Genomic DNA, 16,263 nt, shown 5'->3' on the forward strand with positions numbered 1-16,263 from the left:
TGTTCAGAACTTCTCGCTCCACGGTCGCAGGTCGAGCTCGTGGGTCCAGGCGTCGCGGGGCTGCATGTGCAGCATCCAGTAGTTCTCCGCGATGTGCTCGGGGTTCAGGATGCCATCCTGCTCCTTGAGCGCATAGCGCTGCGGGAAATTCTCGCGGATGAACGCGGTGTCGATGGCGCCGTCGATGACGACGTGCGCGACGTGGATGCCGCGCGGCCCCAGCTCGCGCGCCATGCTCTGCGCCAGTGCCCGCAGTGCGTGCTTGGCGCCGGCGAAGGCGGCGAAGTTGGCCGAGCCGCGCAGGGACGCCGTCGCGCCCGTGAAGAGGATCGTGCCCTGGCCGCGCGGCGCCATGCAGCGCGCCGCCTTGCGCCCGTTCAGGAAGCCGGCGAAGCAGGCCATCTCCCACACCTTGAAGTACTTGCGCGCGGTCTCGTCCAGGATGCTGGAAGGCACGTTGGCGCCGATGTTGAACACCATCACCTCGATGGCCCCGAGGCGTCCCTCGATGTCGTCGTACAGGGCGCCGACTTCGTCCTCGTTGCGGGCGTCGCAGGCGAAGCCGTGCGCCTGCCCGCCTTCGGCGCGGATCTGCTCCAGCAGCGGCTGCAGCTTGTCGGCACTGCGGCGGGTGACGCAGACGGTGTAGCCGCCGCGGGCGAAGCGGCGGGCGATGGCGCCGCCGGTGGCGTCGCCCGCGCCCACGACCAGCGCCACGGGACGCGCGTTGTCTGCAGCCATGCCGATGCCTCCTTATCGAACGCTAATTGGCGCTAATTGGGGTCAGATTCCAATTTCCATTGGCGCTGGCGTACGCGGCCGTGCGCTCAGACGCGTTCGAAGATCCCCGCGGCGCCCTGCCCCATGCCGACGCACATGGTGACCATGCCGTACTTCAGGTTCTTGCGGCGCAGGGCGTGCACCACGGTGGCGGAGCGGATCGCGCCGGTGGCACCGAGCGGGTGGCCCAGCGCGATGGCGCCGCCCATGGGATTCACCTTCGCCGGATCGAGGCCCAGCGTGTCGATCACGGCGAGCGACTGCGCCGCGAAGGCTTCGTTCAGCTCGATCCAGTCGAGGTCGTCCTGCTTCAGGCCGGCGGCCTTCAGCGCCGCGGGGATCGCCTCGATCGGGCCGATGCCCATGATCTGCGGCGGCACGCCGCGGCTGGCGAAGCTGACGAAGCGCGCCAGCGGCTGCAGGCCGAAGCGCTTCACGGCGGCTTCGCTGGCGAGGATCAGCGCGCCGGCGCCGTCGGAGGTCTGCGAGCTGTTGCCGGCGGTCACGCTGCCGCGGGCGGCGAACACGGGCTTGAGCCGGGCCAGGGCTTCCACGGTGGTGTCGGCGCGTGCACCCTCGTCCAGCTTGACCTTGCGGGTCTGGACGGCGACTTCGGCGGATTCGAGGTCCACCGAGCGTTCGGGCACTTCGATTTCGGTGATCTCGCTGGCGAACTCGCCGGCCTGCATGGCCGCGATCGCCTTCTGGTGCGAGCGCACGGCGAACGCATCCTGCGCATCGCGGCTCACCTTCCACTGGCGCGCGACCTTTTCGGCCGTGAGGCCCATGCCGTAGGCGATGCCGTAGCTCTCGATGTCGTCGGGGTTGCTGAAGATCGAAGGCGACAGCGAGGGCGAGTTGCCCATCATGGGCACCAGGCTCATGCTCTCGGCGCCGGCGGCGATCATCACGTCGGCTTCACCGACGCGGATGCGGTCGGCGGCCATCTGCACGGCCGAGAGGCCGGAGGCGCAGAAGCGGTTGACGGTGATGCCGCCGACCGATTTCGGCAGGCCTGCCAGCACGGTCGCGACGCGGGCGACGTTGAGGCCTTGCGCGCCTTCGGGGATCGCGCAGCCGCAGATCACGTCCTCGACGGCTTGCGGGTCGAGGTTGGGCACCTGCGCCATGGCGGAGCGCAGCACGCTGGCGAGCAGGTCGTCCGGCCGCATGTTGCGGAAGAAGCCGCGGTGCGAGCGCCCGATGGGCGAGCGGGTGGCGGCGACGATGTAGGCGTCGTGGAGTTGTCGGGTCATGGCTGGGAATTCCCTTTGTCTTGCTCCCTCTCCCGCTTGCGGGAGAGGGTCGGGGTGAGGGTCAGTGTCTCGGCCACTTGCCGGATCTTCTCCATCACCGCATCCGTTTCTGTCAGTACTTCGTGGTTCCAGAAGCGCAGCGTCCGGAAACCCAAGGCCTGCATGTCGTTCTGCCTCTGCGCGTCATACGCGAGCTGCTCGGCATGCTGTCCGCCATCGAGTTCGACCACGAGGCCGATTTCCAGGCACGCGAAATCGGCGATGTAGTTTCCGATCGGCCGCTGGCGACGGAATTTGAGGTCGAGCAACTGGCGGTTCCGCAGGCGATACCAGAGAAGCGCTTCGGCGTCGGTGGCGTCCTTGCGAAGCTCCCTCGCCCTCACCCCAGCCCTCTCCCGCAAGCGGGAGAGGGAGGAAGGCAGGGGTGGGGCTTCGTGCTTCATCCGCCGGTCAATTCCTCACCGGCTTCCCCGTGCTCAGCATCCCCAGGATCCGCTCCTGCGTCTTCGGGTGCTGCACCAGTTCGCAGAAGGCCTGGCGTTCCAGCGCCATGAGGTACTCCTCCGTCACCAAGGTGTTCGCATCGACATCCCCGCCCGTGACCACGTTGGCGATCAGCGAGGCGATGTGGAAGTCGTGCGCGCTCGCGAAGCCGCCATCGCGCAGGTTCACCAGCTGGCCCTGGATCGTCGCCTTCGCGCTGCGCCCCGCCACCGGGAACATGCGCCTGTGCGGCGGACGGTAGCCGGCGTCGTACAGGGCCTTCGCCTGCTGCAGGGCCACGTACAGGAGTTCGTCCTTGTTCGGCACGATCACATCGCTATCCAGCAGGTAGCCGATCTTGCGCGACTCGATCGCGCTGGTGCCCACCTTGGCCATCGCGGCGGCGGTGAAGCCCTCGGTCAGGAACTTCAGCAGGTCCTTGTCGGTGCTCGTCGCCGCGTTCTCCGCCGCCCGGCGCGCGATGTAGGTCAGGCCGCCGGCACCCGGCACCAGGCCCACGCCCACTTCCACCAGCCCGATGTAGCTTTCCATCGCCGCCACGCGCTTCGCCGAATACAGGCCCAGCTCGCAGCCGCCGCCCAGCGCCAGCCCGCGGATCGCGGACACGACCGGCACGCTCGCATAGCGCAGGCGCAGCATGGTCTGCTGCATGAAGCCTTCGGCGTCCTCGATCGCCGCCACGCCCACCGCGACGAAGGCGGGCAGCGTCGACTCCAGGTCGGCACCGGCGCTGAAGGGTTCGTCGCCCGACCAGATCACCAGCCCCTGGTAGTCCTTCTCCGCGGTCTCGATCGCCTGCTGCAGCCCTTCGCAGACCTCGGGGCTGATGGTGTGCATCTTGGTCTTGAGGCTGACGATCAGCACCTCGTGGTCCAGCGTCCACAGGCGCACGTTCCTGTCCTCGTGCACCGTCGTGCCCGCCGTCTCGAAGCGCGCACCGGCCTCGCCGCGCAGCAGTTCCGGGAACACCTGGCGCTGGTACACCGGCAGCACGCGCCGGGGCTCGAACCGGCCGCTCGTGGGATTGAACGAGCCCTCCGCCGTGTGCACGCCGCCGGCTTCGGCCACCGGGCCCTTGAACACCCATTCGGGCAGCGGCGCTTTCGACAGCGCCTTGCCGGCGTCTATGTCTTCCTGGATCCACTGCACCACCTGCAGCCAGCCGGCTTCCTGCCACAGCTCGAAGGGGCCCTGCTTCATGCCGAAGCCCCAGCGCATCGCCTGGTCGACGTCGCGCGCCGTCTCGGCAATCGTCGCGAGGTGCACCGCCGCGTAGTGGAAACCGTTGCGCAGGATCGACCACAGGAACTGGCCCTGCGCGCCGCTGGCATTGCGCAGCAGCTTCAGGCGTTCGGCCGCCGGCTTCCTCAGCATGCGGCCATAGACCTCGTCGGCCTTCTCGCCGCCCGGCACATAGTCCTTGCGCGCCGGGTCGAAGCGCAGGATGTCGCGCCCGACCTTGCGGTAGAAGCCCGCCTTGGTCTTCTGGCCCAGGTTGCCCTGTTCCAGCAGCACCTTCAGCACCTCGGGCGTCGCGAAGCTGCCGTAGAAGGGGTCCGTCTCGGCCGACAGCGTGTCCTGCAGGGTCTTGATGACGTGGGCCATCGTGTCCAGGCCCACCACGTCCGCCGTGCGGAAGGTGCCGCTGGAGGCGCGCCCCAGCTTCTTGCCCGTGAGATCGTCGACCACATCGAAGCTCAGGCCGAACTTCTCCACCTCGCGCATGGTGCCCAGCATGCCGGCGATGCCGACCCGGTTGGCGATGAAGTTCGGCGTGTCCTTGGCCCGCACCACGCCCTTGCCCAGCCCGCTGGTCACGAAGGTCTCGAGATCGTCGAGGATCTGCGGCTTCGTGGTCGGCGTCGCGATCAGCTCCACCAAATACATGTACCGCGGCGGATTGAAGAAGTGGATGCCGCAAAAGCGCGGCTTCAGGGCCTCCGGCAGCGCCTCGGCCATCTTCGTGATCGACAGGCCCGAGGTATTGGAGGCGACGATCGCGTGCGGCGCCACGTGCGGCGCGATCTTCCTGTAGAGATCGAGCTTCCAGTCCATGCGCTCGGCGATCGCCTCGATCACGAGGTCGCATTCGCCCAGCAGCGCCAGGTGCTCCTCGTAGTTCGCCGGCTGGATCAGCGCGGCGTCCTCGGGCACGCCCAGCGGCGAGGGCTTGAGCTTCTTCAGCCCTTCCACCGCCTTGGTCACGACGCCGTTCTTCGGGCCTTCCTTGGCGGGCAGGTCGAACAGCACCACGGGCACCTTGACGTTGACGAGGTGCGCAGCGATCTGCGCCCCCATCACGCCGGCGCCGAGCACGGCCACCTTCTTCACCGTGAACCGGTTCGCCGTCCGGCCCCTGCCTTCGCCCGAAGCGGCCGTGCCGCCCCCGCCCGCCTGTTCATGTTCCTTGTACACCGCCGCTCCTTGCTTGTTCATCACTGGACGCGCACCCAGGTCTGCGTGCGGAAGAACGGACCGATGTAGCCGCGCACCTGCAGCTTCTGCCCGCCCTCGATGGGCGCCAGGCGCAAGGTGTATTCCTTGCCGTTCTCGGGATCCAGGATCTTGCCGTTCTCCCACACGTCCTGGCCCTCGGTCTTCTTCGCCCCGCGGATGATCTCCAGGCCATTGATGGCCTGGCCCTTGCGCTCGTCCCTGCATTCCTCGCAGGTCGGCTTGGCGTCCTTCTTGAGGGTCTTTTCGATGCGGCCGGTCAGCACGCCGCCGCTGTCGGTGATGCGGATCTCCGCCTTCGGTTCACCGGTCTTGTCGTCGATGCTGCGCCACAGTCCGACGGGCGACACCTGCGCGAAGGCGCTGGAAAACGCCAGGGCGGCGCCGAGGAGGATGAGTGTCTTCTTCATGCCAGGGCCGCGTCGGTATCGAGGAGGACCTTGACGCCGGAGCGCGCGGTGCGCATCAGCGTCGCCGTTTCGGGGAACAGGCGCGCGAAGTAGAAGCGCGCCGTCTGCAGCTTGGCCTGGTAGAACGGGTCGGTGTTGCCCGCCTCGATCTCCTTGAGCGCGACCTGCGCCATGCGGGCGAAGAAGTAGCCGAACACCAGGTGGCCCAGCACGCGCAGGTAGTCCGTCGCCGCGGCGCCGACCTCGTCGGGGTTCTGGTAGCCCTTGAAGCCGATCTCGGTCGTGAACTTCGTCATCTGGTCGCCCAGGAAGGCGATCGGGTTGATGAACTCCGCCATCTTCTCGTTGACGCCCTCTTCCTCCACCAGCTGCGCCACCAGCTTGCCGAACTTCTTGAGCGTGGCGCCGTTGTTCGACAGCACCTTGCGCCCCAGCAGGTCCAGCGACTGCACGGTGTTCGTGCCTTCGTAGATCATGTTGATGCGGTTGTCGCGCACGAACTGCGACATGCCGTGTTCCTCGATGTAGCCATGGCCGCCGAACACCTGCAGGCAGGCATTGGTGGCGACGTGTCCGTTGTCGGTGAGGAAGGCCTTCACGATGGGCGTGAGCAGGGCCACGAGTTCCGCGGACTCGGCGCGCACCTTCTCGTCGGGGTGGTACAGCTCCTTGTCGAGGAGCATGGTGCAGTAGATCGCCAGCGCCCGGCCGCCTTCGGCATAGGCCTTGGCCGTGAGCAGCATCTTGCGCACGTCCGGGTGCACGATGATCGGGTCGGCCGGCTGGTCCTTGGCCTTGACGCCGCTGAGCGAGCGCATCTGGATGCGGTCCTTGGCATAGGCCAGCGCGTTCTGGAACGCGACTTCGGTCAGGCCCAGCGACTGGTTGCCCACGCCCAGCCGCGCCGCGTTCATCATCACGAACATCGCCGGCAGCCCCTTGTTGGGCTCGCCCACCAGCGTGCCCACGGCGCCTTCCAGCACCAGTTGCGCTGTGGCATTGCCGTGGATGCCCATCTTGTGCTCCAGGCCGGCGCAGTGGATGCCGTTGCGTTCGCCGATGGAGCCGTCGGCGTTCACCATGTACTTGGGCACGACGAACAGCGAGATCCCCTTGCTGCCCTGCGGCGCGTCCGGCAGGCGGGCCAGCACCAGGTGGATGATGTTCGGCGTCATGTCGTGCTCGCCGGCGGAGATGAAGATCTTGGTGCCGGTGATCCGGTAGGTGCCGTCCGCCTGCGGCTCGGCCTTCGTGCGCAGCAGGCCCAGGTCGGTGCCGCAGTGCGGCTCGGTCAGGCACATCGTGCCGGTCCACTCGCCGCTCACGAGTTTCGGCAGGTAGGTCCGCTTCTGTTCTTCGGTGCCGTGGGTCTCGAGCGCCGCATAGGCGCCGTGCGACAGGCCGGGATACATGGTCCAGGCCTGGTTGGCGCTATTGAGCATCTCGTACAGGCACTGGTTCAGCACCAGCGGCAGGCCCTGGCCGCCGAAGTGCGGGTCGCAGGAGAGGGCGGGCCAGCCGCCCTCGATGAACCTGGCGTAGGCCTCCTTGAAGCCCTTGGGGGTCGTGACCTCGTGCGTCTTCGCATCGAGCGTGCAGCCCTGCTCGTCGCCGACGCGGTTCAGCGGGAAGGTGACCTCGCTGGCGAACTTGCCACCTTCCTCCAGCACCGCGTTGATGGTGTCGGCGTCGATGTCGGCATGGCGGGGACAGGGCTTGAGTTCCTCGGCGAGATGGAACACCTCGTGGATCAGGAACTGCATGTCGCGCAGCGGCGGGGTGTACGTGGGCATCTTCTACTCCTTGGCGTTCTTGGCCGCTCGGGCGGTTCTGGGAAGGGATCGGACGGTGGGCGAGGGTTTCGCGCCGTAGCGTTGCAGGATGTTCTCGAAGCCCGCATTCGCATGGGCGATCGAGTCGGGGAGCCTGAGGAAGCGGGCCTCGTAGTGCAGCGCCAGGATCAGGCCGTGGATCTCGAACAGCATCTGCTCCTCGTCGGTCCCGGCGTCGATGTGGCCCTCTTCCTTGGCCAGGGCGATGGCGCGCTTCATCGCCTCGTGCCAGCTCTGCACGGACGAGGCGAGCGCGTCGCGCACCGGCCCGGGCCGGTCGTCGAATTCGACCGCGCCGCTGATGTAGATGCAGCCGGAATCGATCTCGATGGAGGTGCGCTGCATCCAGTTGGCGAACATGGCGCGCAGCCGCGGCAGGCCGCGCGGCTCGCCCATCGCGGGATAGAACACCTCCTGCTCGAAGCGGGCGTGGTACTCGCGGATGACGGAGATCTGCAGTTCCTCGCGCGAGCCGAAGTGGGCGAAGACGCCCGACTTGCTCATTTGCGTGACCTCGGCCAGGGCGCCGATCGACAGGCCCTCCAGGCCGATCTGGGTGGCCAGCCCGAGGGCGGCATCGACGATCGCCGCCTTGGTCTGCTGGCCCTTCTGCAGCGCCTTGCCCTCGCGGGCGCGGCCGGGCTTCATCGGCAGGTCGGTGACGGACATGGGTACGGGTGCTCGACAGAATAAAACGAACGATCGTGCGATTTTGACCGATTTTCGGCGGCCGCGGTTTGGAGGGAGTCCTCTAGAAACCCGGTCAGCGGGTTTTCCCCGCCCCCTGCCTGCCGCGGCGCCGTCACGATCCGGCCGCAGGAGAAGCGCCATGCACCCCATCCCCCGCCGCACGCTGCTGGCCAGCGCCGGTGCCGCCATCGCCGCGCCGCTGCTCGCCCGCGCCCAGGACACCATCGCCGGCGGACGGCCGATCACGCTGGTCGTGTCGTATCCCGCCGGCGGCGGCGCCGACCTGATGGCGCGGCTGCTCGCGCCGCACATGGCGCAGGCGCTGGGGCAGAACGTGGTGGTGGACAACAAGCCGGGCGCCAGCGGGCAGCTCGCCGCGGCGCAGGTCGCGCGCGCCACGCCGGACGGCAGCCAGCTGCTGCTGGACGCATCGAACTTCGCCGTCAATCCCTCGCTGTTCCCCAAGCTGCCCTACGACAGCGCCACCGCGTTCACGCCGCTGGCCGTGCTGGCGCTGTTCCCGAACGTGATGGTGTGCACGCCTTCCTACGAGGCCAGGAGCGTGCGCGACGTGATCCGGCTCGCGAAGGAGAAGCCGGCGCAGATCGCCTATGCGTCCTCGGGCAACGGCTCGGCGCAGCACCTCGCCGGCGCCCTGTTCGAGCAACGGGCCGGTGTGCGGCTGGTGCACGTGCCGTACAAGGGCGGCGGACCGGCGCTCAACGACGTGATGGGCGGGCAGGTGCCGCTGTTCTTCGCCAATGTCGCGTCCTCGCTCGGGCACATCCAGGCCGGCAAGCTGCGGCCGCTGGCGGTCACCAGCCTGCGGCGGGCCCGCGCCCTGCCCGAGATGCCGACGATGGAGGAAGCAGGCGTGGCCGGCTACGAGGTGCTGGAATGGAACCCGGTGCTGGCACCGGCAGGCATCGCACCGGGCGTGCGCGACCGGCTCGCCCGGGCGATCGCCCGGGCCATGGCCGAACCCGAGGTGCTCGGGCGCGTGCGCGCGCTCAGCGGCGAGGTGTTCGCCGGCGGGCCCGCGCAGGCTGCGGACTTCCTGAAGAAGCAGCAGGCGCTCTGGGCGACGGTGGTGCGCGAGCGCGGGATCAGCGTGGGCTGACCGATTGACCTCGACCCCGCAGCCACCGCCAGGGTGGGATTGCCATGTGCACGTGTTCGACGGCAGTGCGCCGGCCGCCGGCGCACATTACGTTCCGCTGCCGCGGCCCCTGTCCGAGATCGAGCGGCTGGCGCAGGAACATGGCTGCGGCCACCTCGTGCTGGTCCAGGCGAGCGTGTACGGGCATGACAACCGGCTGCTGCTGGCCGCGCTGCGCGCCAGCGCGGGAAGGCACCGCGGCATCGTCGTCCTGCACGGGCGCGAAAGCAGCGCGGAACTGGCGGCCATGCATGCGGCGGGCGTGCGCGGCGTGCGCTTCAACCTGGTGTCGCCGGTGGGCAGTGCCGCTGCCGACGCCGAGGCGCTGCTGCCGGTGCTGGCGCCCGAGCTGCGTCGTCTCGGCTGGCATGTGCAGTGGTACGCGCATCCGCAGCACCTGCCGCTGCTCGCGCGCCTGCAGGAGCGCTGCGGACTGCCCTTCGTGCTCGACCACCTGGCCGGGCTGACGCCCCTGCATGCGGACGACGCGGACGCGTGGCCCGCGCTCCACGCCCTGGCGCAAGGCGGCGCCTGGGTCAAGCTGTCCGGCTGGTACCGGCTGCAGGCGCAGCCGCCGTACGGCGCCGTGCAGCCGCTGGTGCGCGCCGTGGCGGAATGCCTTGGCGAGCGCATGGTGTGGGGCTCCGACTGGCCGCACACCTTCTTCGAGGCCCAGGCGATGCCCACCTACGAGAGCCTGTGGCTGCCGGTGGTGCGCGCCCTCGGCGAGCAGGCCGCGCAGCGGGTGCGCACCGCCGGAGCGCGCCTGTACACCTGAGGGCCGGCCCGCGCCGGCCGCCGGTTCAGGCCGCGGCCTTGTAGGGCACCACCAGTTGCCGCTGCTCGCCCAGGCCCTGGATGCCCAGCGTCATCACGTCGCCCTTCTTCAGGTACTTCGGCGGCTTCATGCCCAGGCCCACGCCCGGCGGCGTGCCGGTGGTGATCACGTCGCCGGGCTCCAGCGTCATGAAGTGGCTGCAGTAGCTCACCAGCTTGGCCGCGTTGAAGATCATGGTGCGGGTGTTGCCGGTCTGCATGCGCTGGCCGTTCACGTCCAGCCACATGTCCAGCTTCTGCACGTTGGCGATCTCGTCGGTGGTCACGAGCCACGGGCCGATCGGGCCGAAGGTGTCGCAACCCTTGCCCTTGTCCCACTGGGAGCCGCGTTCGAGCTGGAACTCGCGCTCGCTCACGTCGTTGCAGATGGTGTAGCCGGCCACGTGCGCCAGCGCCTTGTTCATCGGAACGTAGCGCGCGGTGGTGCCGATCACGATGCCCAGCTCCACTTCCCAGTCGGTCTTGACCGAGCCGCGCGGCAGCATCACCGGATCGTTCGGGCCCTGGATGCAGCTGGTGGCCTTCATGAACACGATCGGCTCGGCGGGGATCGGCATGTTCGATTCGGCGGCGTGGTCGGAGTAGTTCAGGCCGATGGCGATGAACTTGGGCACCCGCGCGACCGGGCAGCCGAAGCGCGGGTTGCCGCGCACCGCCGGCAGCTTGGCCGGACTGACCTTGCGGATGCGGGCCAGGCCCACCTGCCCGAGTTGCTCCGGGCCGATGTCCGGCACCACGCTGCTCAGGTCGCGCAGCCTGCCTTCGTCGTCGACCAGGCCCGGCTTCTCCTTGCCGGGGTTGCCATAGCGCACCAGTTTCATTCGGGTTCCTTCGTCGTTGTCGTCAGTAAGTGGAGCGGCCGCCGGAGAGGTCGAACACGGCGCCGGTGGAAAACGAGCAATCCTCCGTGCACAGCCAGCCGACCAGCGCCGCGATCTCCTCCGGCGTGCCGAAGCGCCCCATCGGGATCTTCGACAGCATGAACTGGATGTGCTCCGGCGTCATCTGGTCGAAGATGGCGGTCTTCACCGCCGCCGGCGTCACGCAGTTGACGCGGATGTCCTGGTCGGCGAGCTCCTTGCCCAGCGACTTGGTCAGCGCGATCACGGCCGCCTTGCTGGCGCTGTAGGCGCTGGCGTTCGGGTTGCCGTCCTTGCCGGCCACGGAGGCGATGTTGACGATGCGGCCGTAACCGGCCGAGCGCATGGCCGGCACCACCTCGCGGCAGCACAGGAACAGGCCGGTGAGGTTGACGTCGATCACCTGCCGCCACGCATCGACCGGGTAGTCCCACACCTTGGTGTTGGGCCCGGTGATGCCGGCGCTGTTCACGAGCGCGTCGATCCGGCCTGCGTGCGCCAGCGTCGCCTGCACGGCGCTGCGCACCGAGCTCTCGCTCCCCACGTCGACCACCACGTGGGCGTTGCCTTCCCCGAGCTCGCGCGCGGCGCGCGCGGCCCCGGCCTCGTCGCGGTCCCACACCGTGACGCGGCCGCCGGAGGCCACGAGGCGCTGCGCGATGGCGAAGCCCAGGCCCGTCGCGCCACCGGTGACGACCGCATGGCGGCCGCGGAAATCGAGCTGGTTCATATCGTGATCCCTCCGTCGACGGAATAGGCCTGGCCGGTGACGAAGGCCGCTTCGTCGCTGGCGAGGAAGACGACCAGCGGCGCGATCTCTTCGGCCGTGGCGAGCCGGCCCATCGGCTGGCGGGCGATGAAGGCCTTGCGCGCCGCCACCGGATCGGGGTTGGCGTTGATGCGCTCGTGCAGCGAAGGCGTGTCCACGGTGCCGGGGCAGATCGCGTTGCAGCGGATGCCGTTGGCCACGTAGTCCGCGGCGACGCTCTTGGTCAGGCCGATCACCGCCGCCTTGGTGGTGCCGTAGATGAAGCGGTTCGGCAGGCCCTTGATGCTGCTGCACACGCTGGCCATGTTGATGATGCTGCCCTGGCCCGCGCCGCCCGCGTTCTGCAGCATGCGGGGCAGCGCGGCCTGGATGGCCCAGAACTGCGCGCGCACGTTCAGGTTCAGCGCGAAGTTCCACTCTTCGTCGGTGGCCTGCAGCACGGTGCCGCCGTGGACGAAGCCGGCGCAGTTGAACAGGACGTCGAGCGCCGGCATCGCGCCGATCACGCCCGCGAGCGAGGCCTTGTCGAGGACATCGAGCTGCACGCAGCGGATGCCGGGCACGCCCTCGTAGCTGTCCAGGAGGCGCGGGTTCACGTCGGTGGCCCACACCTGCGCGCCTTCGGCGGCGAGGGCCAGCGCGCTGGCGCGGCCTATGCCCTGGCCGGCGGCGGTGACGAGGGCGGTCTTGCCTTGGAGGCGCATGTCGTTTTCTCCTTGTCGTCGAGCGCTGGGGTTTGCGCTTCGCGGCTCACCACCAGCCTACCGTGCGCGCGCTTCGCGGCTCACCGCGAGCCTACGGGATGATCCCGATGCGGTGCACGGGCGCGGGCCCGATATTAATTGGCCTGACCACTTGGCCAATCGGTGGCAACCCCGGCGTTGCCACGCATGACCGATGCCCCTGCAGACCGTCGAATCCAGCCGCCTGTACCGCCAGATCGCGGAGCAGTTGCGCGGCCTGATCGCGCAGGGCGAATTCGCGGCCGGCACGCGGCTGCCGGCCGAACGCGATCTCGCTCGCCAGCTCGGCGTGAGCCGGCCCTCGGTGCGCGAGGCGCTCATCGCCCTCGAGGTCGAAGGCTGGGTCGAGGTGCGCACCGGCTCCGGAATCTATGTGCAGCCGCCCAGGCAACGCATCGGCGCCATCGCGACCCGGCCAGGCAGCAGCGAGGAGGGCGAGAGCGCTGAATGGGGTCCCCTGCAACTGATGCGCGCGCGCGAACTGGTCGAAGCCGAAGTGGCGGCGCTGGCCGCGCGCCATGCACGCCGGCCGCACATCGCGCAGATCGCCAGCGCGCTGGCCCAGATGCGCGAGGAAGCCGAGTCGGGCACCGAACCGCGCTCCGGCGACGAGGCTTTCCACACCGCCGTGGCGCAGGCCTGCGGCAACGAGGTCCTGGCCGACACCGTGCGCAACTACTGGAGCGCACGCCACGGTCCGCTGTTCCTGCGCCTGGGCGAACACTTCGAGAACCCCGCCTCCTGGAGCGCGGCGCTGGTCGAACACGACGCCGTGCTGGAGGCGATCCGCGCGCGCGACGCCGCCGCCGCACGCGCCGCCATGCAGCAGCACCTGAAGAAATCCACCAGCCGCTACAGCGCGAGCTGGCGGCGTGCCAACCATTCTTGACAGCAAGCCACCCTGAAGGAGACTCCATGAGCAAACGACTCACCGTCAAACTGATTGCCGCCTGCGCGCTCGCGGCCGCCGTGGCCGGCCCGGCCTTCGCGCAGACCACCAAGCTGAAGTGGGCGCACGTGTACGAAACCTCGGAGCCGTTCCACAAGTGGTCGGTCTGGGCCGGCGATGAAATCAAGAAGCGCACCAACGGCCGCTACGAAGTGCAGGTGTTCCCCGCCTCGACGCTGGGCAAGGAATCCGACATCAACCAGGGCCTGCAGCTGGGCACCGTCGACATCGTCCTCACCGGCGCCAGCTTCGCCGCCCGCAGCTACCAGCCGCTGGCCATCTCCTACTTCCCGTTCATCTTCCGTGACGCCGAGCACCAGTTCAAGTACGCCAAGAGCGACGTCTTCAAGGAACTCGCGGGAGGTTACGACAAGGCGAGCGGCAACCACATCACGGCCATGAGCTACTACGGCGCGCGCCACGTCACTTCCAACAAGGCGGTCGCCAAGCCCGAGGACATGAAGGGCCTGAAGATCCGCGTCCCGGACGCGCCCGCCTACCTGGCCTTCCCGAAGTCGCTGGGCGCCAACCCGACGCCGATCGCCTTCGCCGAGGTCTACCTCGCGCTGCAGAACGGCACCGTGGATGCGCAGGAGAACCCGCTGCCCACGATCGAGGCCAAGAAGTTCTTCGAGGTGCAGAAGAACATTTCCCTCACGGGGCACATCGTCGACTCGCTGCTGACGGTCGTCTCCGGCAGCGTGTGGAACAAGCTGTCCGATGCCGACAAGAAGATCTTCACCGAGGTGATGCAGGAGGCCGCCGAGAAGACCGGCCGCGAGATCGTCGCCTCCGAGGCGCGCCTGGTCGACGAGTTCAAGAAGAAGGGCAACAACGTCATCGTCGTGGACAAGAACGCCTTCCGCGAGGCGGTGCTGAAGGCCACCAAGCCCACCGAGCAGGGCTACCGCCAGGCCGACTACGACCGCATCCAGGCGATCAAGTAAGCCGCCTGCAGCGGGCCGGCCGGCCCGCTGCGCCCGACCCCGCCGCCAAACCGGATCCCTTCGATGGAAAACACGACGACGATTGACGACCTGCCCAAGGTGATGGGCGACGACGGCGAGTTCCACGCCCAGGACGAGGCCGTCGACCTCTCGGGCACCGCGCCGGAAGCGTGGATCGCCCTGGGCTTCTTCTGGATCCTGGGGCTGGTGGTGTTCTACCAGTTCTTCACGCGCTACGTGCTGAACGACTCCGCCGCCTGGACGGAGGAGATCGCGCGCTACCTGCTGATCGCCACCGTGTTCACCGGCGCCGTGATCGGCGTGGTCAAGAACAACCACATCCAGGTCGACTTCTTCTACCAGTTCATGCCGCGGGCGCTCGCACGGGCGATGGCCACCGGCGTCGACATCATGCGGGTCGCCTTCTTCGCCGCCGCTGTGGTGCTCACCTGGCTGATGATGGCCAAGCTGGGCAGCACCTCGCGCATGACCATGATCGACCTGCCCATGAACTACGTGTACGGCATCTGCCTCGTGGCCTTCGCCGCCATGGCCGTGCGCTCCACGCAGGTGATGCGCATCCACCTGAAGCGCGGCTACACCGTGCTGGAACGGCCCGAGTCGGCCATCGAAGACCGCTGAAGGCGCTTCCCCCATGCTCAAAGTCCTCTTCCTCGTCCTGATGGCCGGCGGCATCCCCGTCGCCATCGCCATGGCCGGCGCCTCGCTGCTGTTCATCCTGTTCAGCGGCAACCTGCCGGCCTTCGTCGTGATCCACCGGATGGTGAGCGGCATCGACAGCTTCCCGCTGCTGGCCGTGCCCTTCTTCATCCTGGCCGGCAACCTGATGAACAACGCCGGCATCACCAACCGCATCTACAACTTCGCGCTGGCCCTGGTCGGCTGGCTCAAGGGCGGACTGGGGCACGTGAACGTGGTCGGCTCGGTGGTGTTCGCCGGCATGAGCGGTGCGGCCATCGCCGACGCCGCCGGCCTGGGGACGATCGAGATCAAGGCGATGAAGGACCACGGCTACGGCACCGAGTTCGCCGTCGGCGTCACCGCCGCGTCGGCGACGCTCGGCCCGATCATCCCGCCCTCGCTGCCGTTCGTGATCTACGGGATGATGGCCAACGTGAGCGTGGGTGCGCTGTTCCTCGCCGGCATCCTGCCCGGTGCGCTGATGGCGGTGCTGATGATGCTCACGGTGGCCTACTACGCCCACAAGAACAACTGGGGCGCCGACGTGAAGTTCGAATGGCCCCGCGTGCTCAAGGCGCTCGGCGAACTGGCTGTCGTCATGGGCTGGCCCACCGCGCTGTGGCTGCTGGTGGTCAAGGCTGGCCTGCCGGCGCAGCCGACGGTGCTGACCGGCCTGGTGGGGCTGTTCGTGGCCGACAAGCTGTTCCGCTTCCAGGCCGTCCTGCCCATCATGACGCCCGTGCTGCTGATCGGCGGCATGACCACCGGCATCTTCACGCCCACCGAAGGCGCCATCGCCGCCTGCCTGTGGGCGATGGTGCTGGGCCTGGCCTGGTACCGCACGCTGACCTGGCAGATGTTCGTCAAGGTCTGCCTGGACACGGTGGAGACGACCTCCACGGTGCTCTTCATCGTCGCCGCGGCCAGCATCTTCGGCTGGATGCTCACGGCCACCGGCGTGACGGCGGCGATCTCGGCCTGGGTCCTCGGCTTCACGCACGAGGCCTGGGTGTTCCTGCTGCTGGCCAACCTGCTGATGCTGTTCGTCGGCTGCTTCCTGGAGCCGACCGCGGCGATCACGATCCTGGTGCCCATCCTGCTGCCGATCTGCCAGCAGCTGGGGATCGACCCCGTGCACTTCGGCCTGGTGATGGTGCTGAACCTGATGATCGGGCTGCTGCACCCGCCGATGGGCATGGTGCTGTTCGTGCTTGCCCGCGTGGCGAAGCTCTCGGTGGAGCGCACCACGATCGCGATCCTGCCCTGGCTGGTGCCCTTGCTGGTCTCGCTGGTGGTCATCACCTACATGCCGAAGACGGTGTTGTGGCTGCCGAAGTTGTTCTATTGACGCATTCGTCATTCCCGCGCAGG

At 68.4% G+C, this 16,263-nt stretch carries 16 protein-coding genes; 6 read left to right on the plus strand and 10 right to left on the minus strand.

Translation table 11 applies throughout. The annotated features are described in order from the left end of the window. Positions 1-3: 3 nt before the first annotated feature. The 7 genes from JI746_RS01720 to JI746_RS01750 form a co-directional block, all read right to left on the minus strand. Positions 4-741: an SDR family oxidoreductase gene (locus JI746_RS01720; protein WP_201687043.1), complete on the minus strand. Its 738-nt coding sequence runs from the start codon at positions 739-741 to the stop codon at positions 4-6. An 86-nt stretch (positions 742-827) separates the two neighbouring features. Then, positions 828-2,036 (minus strand): acetyl-CoA C-acyltransferase, encoded by a 1,209-nt coding sequence (locus tag JI746_RS01725; RefSeq protein WP_201687044.1) that lies wholly within the window; start codon positions 2,034-2,036, stop codon positions 828-830. Continuing rightward, positions 2,033-2,479: an endonuclease domain-containing protein gene (locus JI746_RS01730; protein ID WP_201687045.1), complete on the minus strand. Its 447-nt coding sequence runs from the start codon at positions 2,477-2,479 to the stop codon at positions 2,033-2,035. The genes JI746_RS01725 and JI746_RS01730 overlap by 4 nt, the downstream gene beginning before the upstream one ends. Positions 2,480-2,486: 7 nt before the next feature. Then, on the minus strand, positions 2,487-4,976 hold the full coding sequence (locus JI746_RS01735) for a 3-hydroxyacyl-CoA dehydrogenase/enoyl-CoA hydratase family protein (RefSeq protein ID WP_201687046.1): 2,490 nt from the start codon (positions 4,974-4,976) through the stop codon (positions 2,487-2,489). Continuing rightward, on the minus strand, positions 4,976-5,404 hold the full coding sequence (locus tag JI746_RS01740) for a DUF2147 domain-containing protein (protein ID WP_201687047.1): 429 nt from the start codon (positions 5,402-5,404) through the stop codon (positions 4,976-4,978). Before JI746_RS01740 ends, JI746_RS01735 begins: the two co-directional genes overlap by 1 nt. Beyond that, positions 5,401-7,197, minus strand: coding sequence for an acyl-CoA dehydrogenase C-terminal domain-containing protein (locus JI746_RS01745; RefSeq protein WP_201687048.1), 1,797 nt, complete (start codon positions 7,195-7,197; stop codon positions 5,401-5,403). Before JI746_RS01745 ends, JI746_RS01740 begins: the two co-directional genes overlap by 4 nt. Positions 7,198-7,200: 3 nt before the next feature. After that, positions 7,201-7,905, minus strand: coding sequence for a TetR/AcrR family transcriptional regulator (locus JI746_RS01750; RefSeq protein ID WP_201687049.1), 705 nt, complete (start codon positions 7,903-7,905; stop codon positions 7,201-7,203). 160 nt (positions 7,906-8,065) lie between these two features. On the opposite strand from JI746_RS01750, the gene JI746_RS01755 reads away from it, so the two are divergent. Continuing rightward, complete coding sequence (locus JI746_RS01755; RefSeq protein WP_201687050.1) at positions 8,066-9,046, plus strand: tripartite tricarboxylate transporter substrate binding protein; 981 nt, start codon at positions 8,066-8,068, stop codon at positions 9,044-9,046. Between the two features lie 46 nt (positions 9,047-9,092). Further along, the gene (locus tag JI746_RS01760; protein WP_330892857.1) at positions 9,093-9,863 is read left to right on the plus strand and encodes an amidohydrolase family protein; all 771 of its coding nucleotides are present in this window, start codon (positions 9,093-9,095) and stop codon (positions 9,861-9,863) included. 25 nt (positions 9,864-9,888) lie between these two features. Here JI746_RS01760 and JI746_RS01765 read toward each other — a convergent pair whose 3' ends face one another. Genes JI746_RS01765 through JI746_RS01775 form a run of 3 tightly spaced genes read right to left on the minus strand, consistent with a single transcriptional unit; the run spans position 9,889 to position 12,255 of the window. Beyond that, positions 9,889-10,743 carry a fumarylacetoacetate hydrolase family protein gene (locus JI746_RS01765; RefSeq protein ID WP_201687052.1) on the minus strand — a complete coding sequence of 285 codons (855 nt, stop codon included), beginning with the start codon at positions 10,741-10,743 and terminating at the stop codon, positions 9,889-9,891. 22 nt (positions 10,744-10,765) lie between these two features. After that, a complete protein-coding gene (locus JI746_RS01770) occupies positions 10,766-11,512 on the minus strand; it encodes an SDR family NAD(P)-dependent oxidoreductase (RefSeq protein WP_201687053.1) in 747 nt (248 codons plus the stop codon). Then, the gene (locus tag JI746_RS01775) at positions 11,509-12,255 is read right to left on the minus strand and encodes an SDR family oxidoreductase (protein ID WP_201687054.1); all 747 of its coding nucleotides are present in this window, start codon (positions 12,253-12,255) and stop codon (positions 11,509-11,511) included. Before JI746_RS01775 ends, JI746_RS01770 begins: the two co-directional genes overlap by 4 nt. 193 nt (positions 12,256-12,448) lie before the next feature. Here JI746_RS01775 and JI746_RS01780 point away from each other — a divergent pair, with 193 nt between their 5' ends. The 4 genes from JI746_RS01780 (at position 12,449) to JI746_RS01795 (ending at position 16,240) form a co-directional block, all read left to right on the plus strand. Then, a complete protein-coding gene (locus JI746_RS01780) occupies positions 12,449-13,183 on the plus strand; it encodes a FadR/GntR family transcriptional regulator (protein WP_201687055.1) in 735 nt (244 codons plus the stop codon). A gap of 26 nt (positions 13,184-13,209) precedes the next feature. Next, the gene (locus tag JI746_RS01785; RefSeq protein ID WP_201687056.1) at positions 13,210-14,190 is read left to right on the plus strand and encodes a sialic acid TRAP transporter substrate-binding protein SiaP; all 981 of its coding nucleotides are present in this window, start codon (positions 13,210-13,212) and stop codon (positions 14,188-14,190) included. A 63-nt stretch (positions 14,191-14,253) separates the two neighbouring features. Continuing rightward, positions 14,254-14,832 carry a TRAP transporter small permease gene (locus JI746_RS01790; RefSeq protein WP_201687057.1) on the plus strand — a complete coding sequence of 193 codons (579 nt, stop codon included), beginning with the start codon at positions 14,254-14,256 and terminating at the stop codon, positions 14,830-14,832. A gap of 13 nt (positions 14,833-14,845) precedes the next feature. Then, the gene (locus JI746_RS01795; protein ID WP_201687058.1) at positions 14,846-16,240 is read left to right on the plus strand and encodes a TRAP transporter large permease; all 1,395 of its coding nucleotides are present in this window, start codon (positions 14,846-14,848) and stop codon (positions 16,238-16,240) included. Positions 16,241-16,263 lie beyond the last annotated feature (23 nt).

It is taken from the genome of Ramlibacter alkalitolerans (assembly GCF_016722765.1).
GTDB classification, from domain to species: domain Bacteria; phylum Pseudomonadota; class Gammaproteobacteria; order Burkholderiales; family Burkholderiaceae_C; genus Ramlibacter; species Ramlibacter alkalitolerans.

Excerpts from the sequence above, each read along its gene's own strand:
- JI746_RS01720 (WP_201687043.1), bottom strand. The coding sequence starts at position 741 with ATGGCTGCAGACAACGCGCGTCCCGTGGCGCTGGTCGTGGGCGCGGGC.
- JI746_RS01725 (WP_201687044.1), bottom strand. The coding sequence starts at position 2,036 with ATGACCCGACAACTCCACGACGCCTACATCGTCGCCGCCACCCGCTCG.
- JI746_RS01730 (WP_201687045.1), bottom strand. The coding sequence starts at position 2,479 with ATGAAGCACGAAGCCCCACCCCTGCCTTCCTCCCTCTCCCGCTTGCGG.
- JI746_RS01735 (WP_201687046.1), bottom strand. The coding sequence starts at position 4,976 with ATGAACAAGCAAGGAGCGGCGGTGTACAAGGAACATGAACAGGCGGGC.
- JI746_RS01740 (WP_201687047.1), bottom strand. The coding sequence starts at position 5,404 with ATGAAGAAGACACTCATCCTCCTCGGCGCCGCCCTGGCGTTTTCCAGC.
- JI746_RS01745 (WP_201687048.1), bottom strand. The coding sequence starts at position 7,197 with ATGCCCACGTACACCCCGCCGCTGCGCGACATGCAGTTCCTGATCCAC.
- JI746_RS01750 (WP_201687049.1), bottom strand. The coding sequence starts at position 7,905 with ATGTCCGTCACCGACCTGCCGATGAAGCCCGGCCGCGCCCGCGAGGGC.
- JI746_RS01755 (WP_201687050.1), top strand. The coding sequence starts at position 8,066 with ATGCACCCCATCCCCCGCCGCACGCTGCTGGCCAGCGCCGGTGCCGCC.
- JI746_RS01765 (WP_201687052.1), bottom strand. The coding sequence starts at position 10,743 with ATGAAACTGGTGCGCTATGGCAACCCCGGCAAGGAGAAGCCGGGCCTG.
- JI746_RS01770 (WP_201687053.1), bottom strand. The coding sequence starts at position 11,512 with ATGAACCAGCTCGATTTCCGCGGCCGCCATGCGGTCGTCACCGGTGGC.
- JI746_RS01775 (WP_201687054.1), bottom strand. The coding sequence starts at position 12,255 with ATGCGCCTCCAAGGCAAGACCGCCCTCGTCACCGCCGCCGGCCAGGGC.
- JI746_RS01780 (WP_201687055.1), top strand. The coding sequence starts at position 12,449 with ATGCCCCTGCAGACCGTCGAATCCAGCCGCCTGTACCGCCAGATCGCG.
- JI746_RS01785 (WP_201687056.1), top strand. The coding sequence starts at position 13,210 with ATGAGCAAACGACTCACCGTCAAACTGATTGCCGCCTGCGCGCTCGCG.
- JI746_RS01790 (WP_201687057.1), top strand. The coding sequence starts at position 14,254 with ATGGAAAACACGACGACGATTGACGACCTGCCCAAGGTGATGGGCGAC.
- JI746_RS01795 (WP_201687058.1), top strand. The coding sequence starts at position 14,846 with ATGCTCAAAGTCCTCTTCCTCGTCCTGATGGCCGGCGGCATCCCCGTC.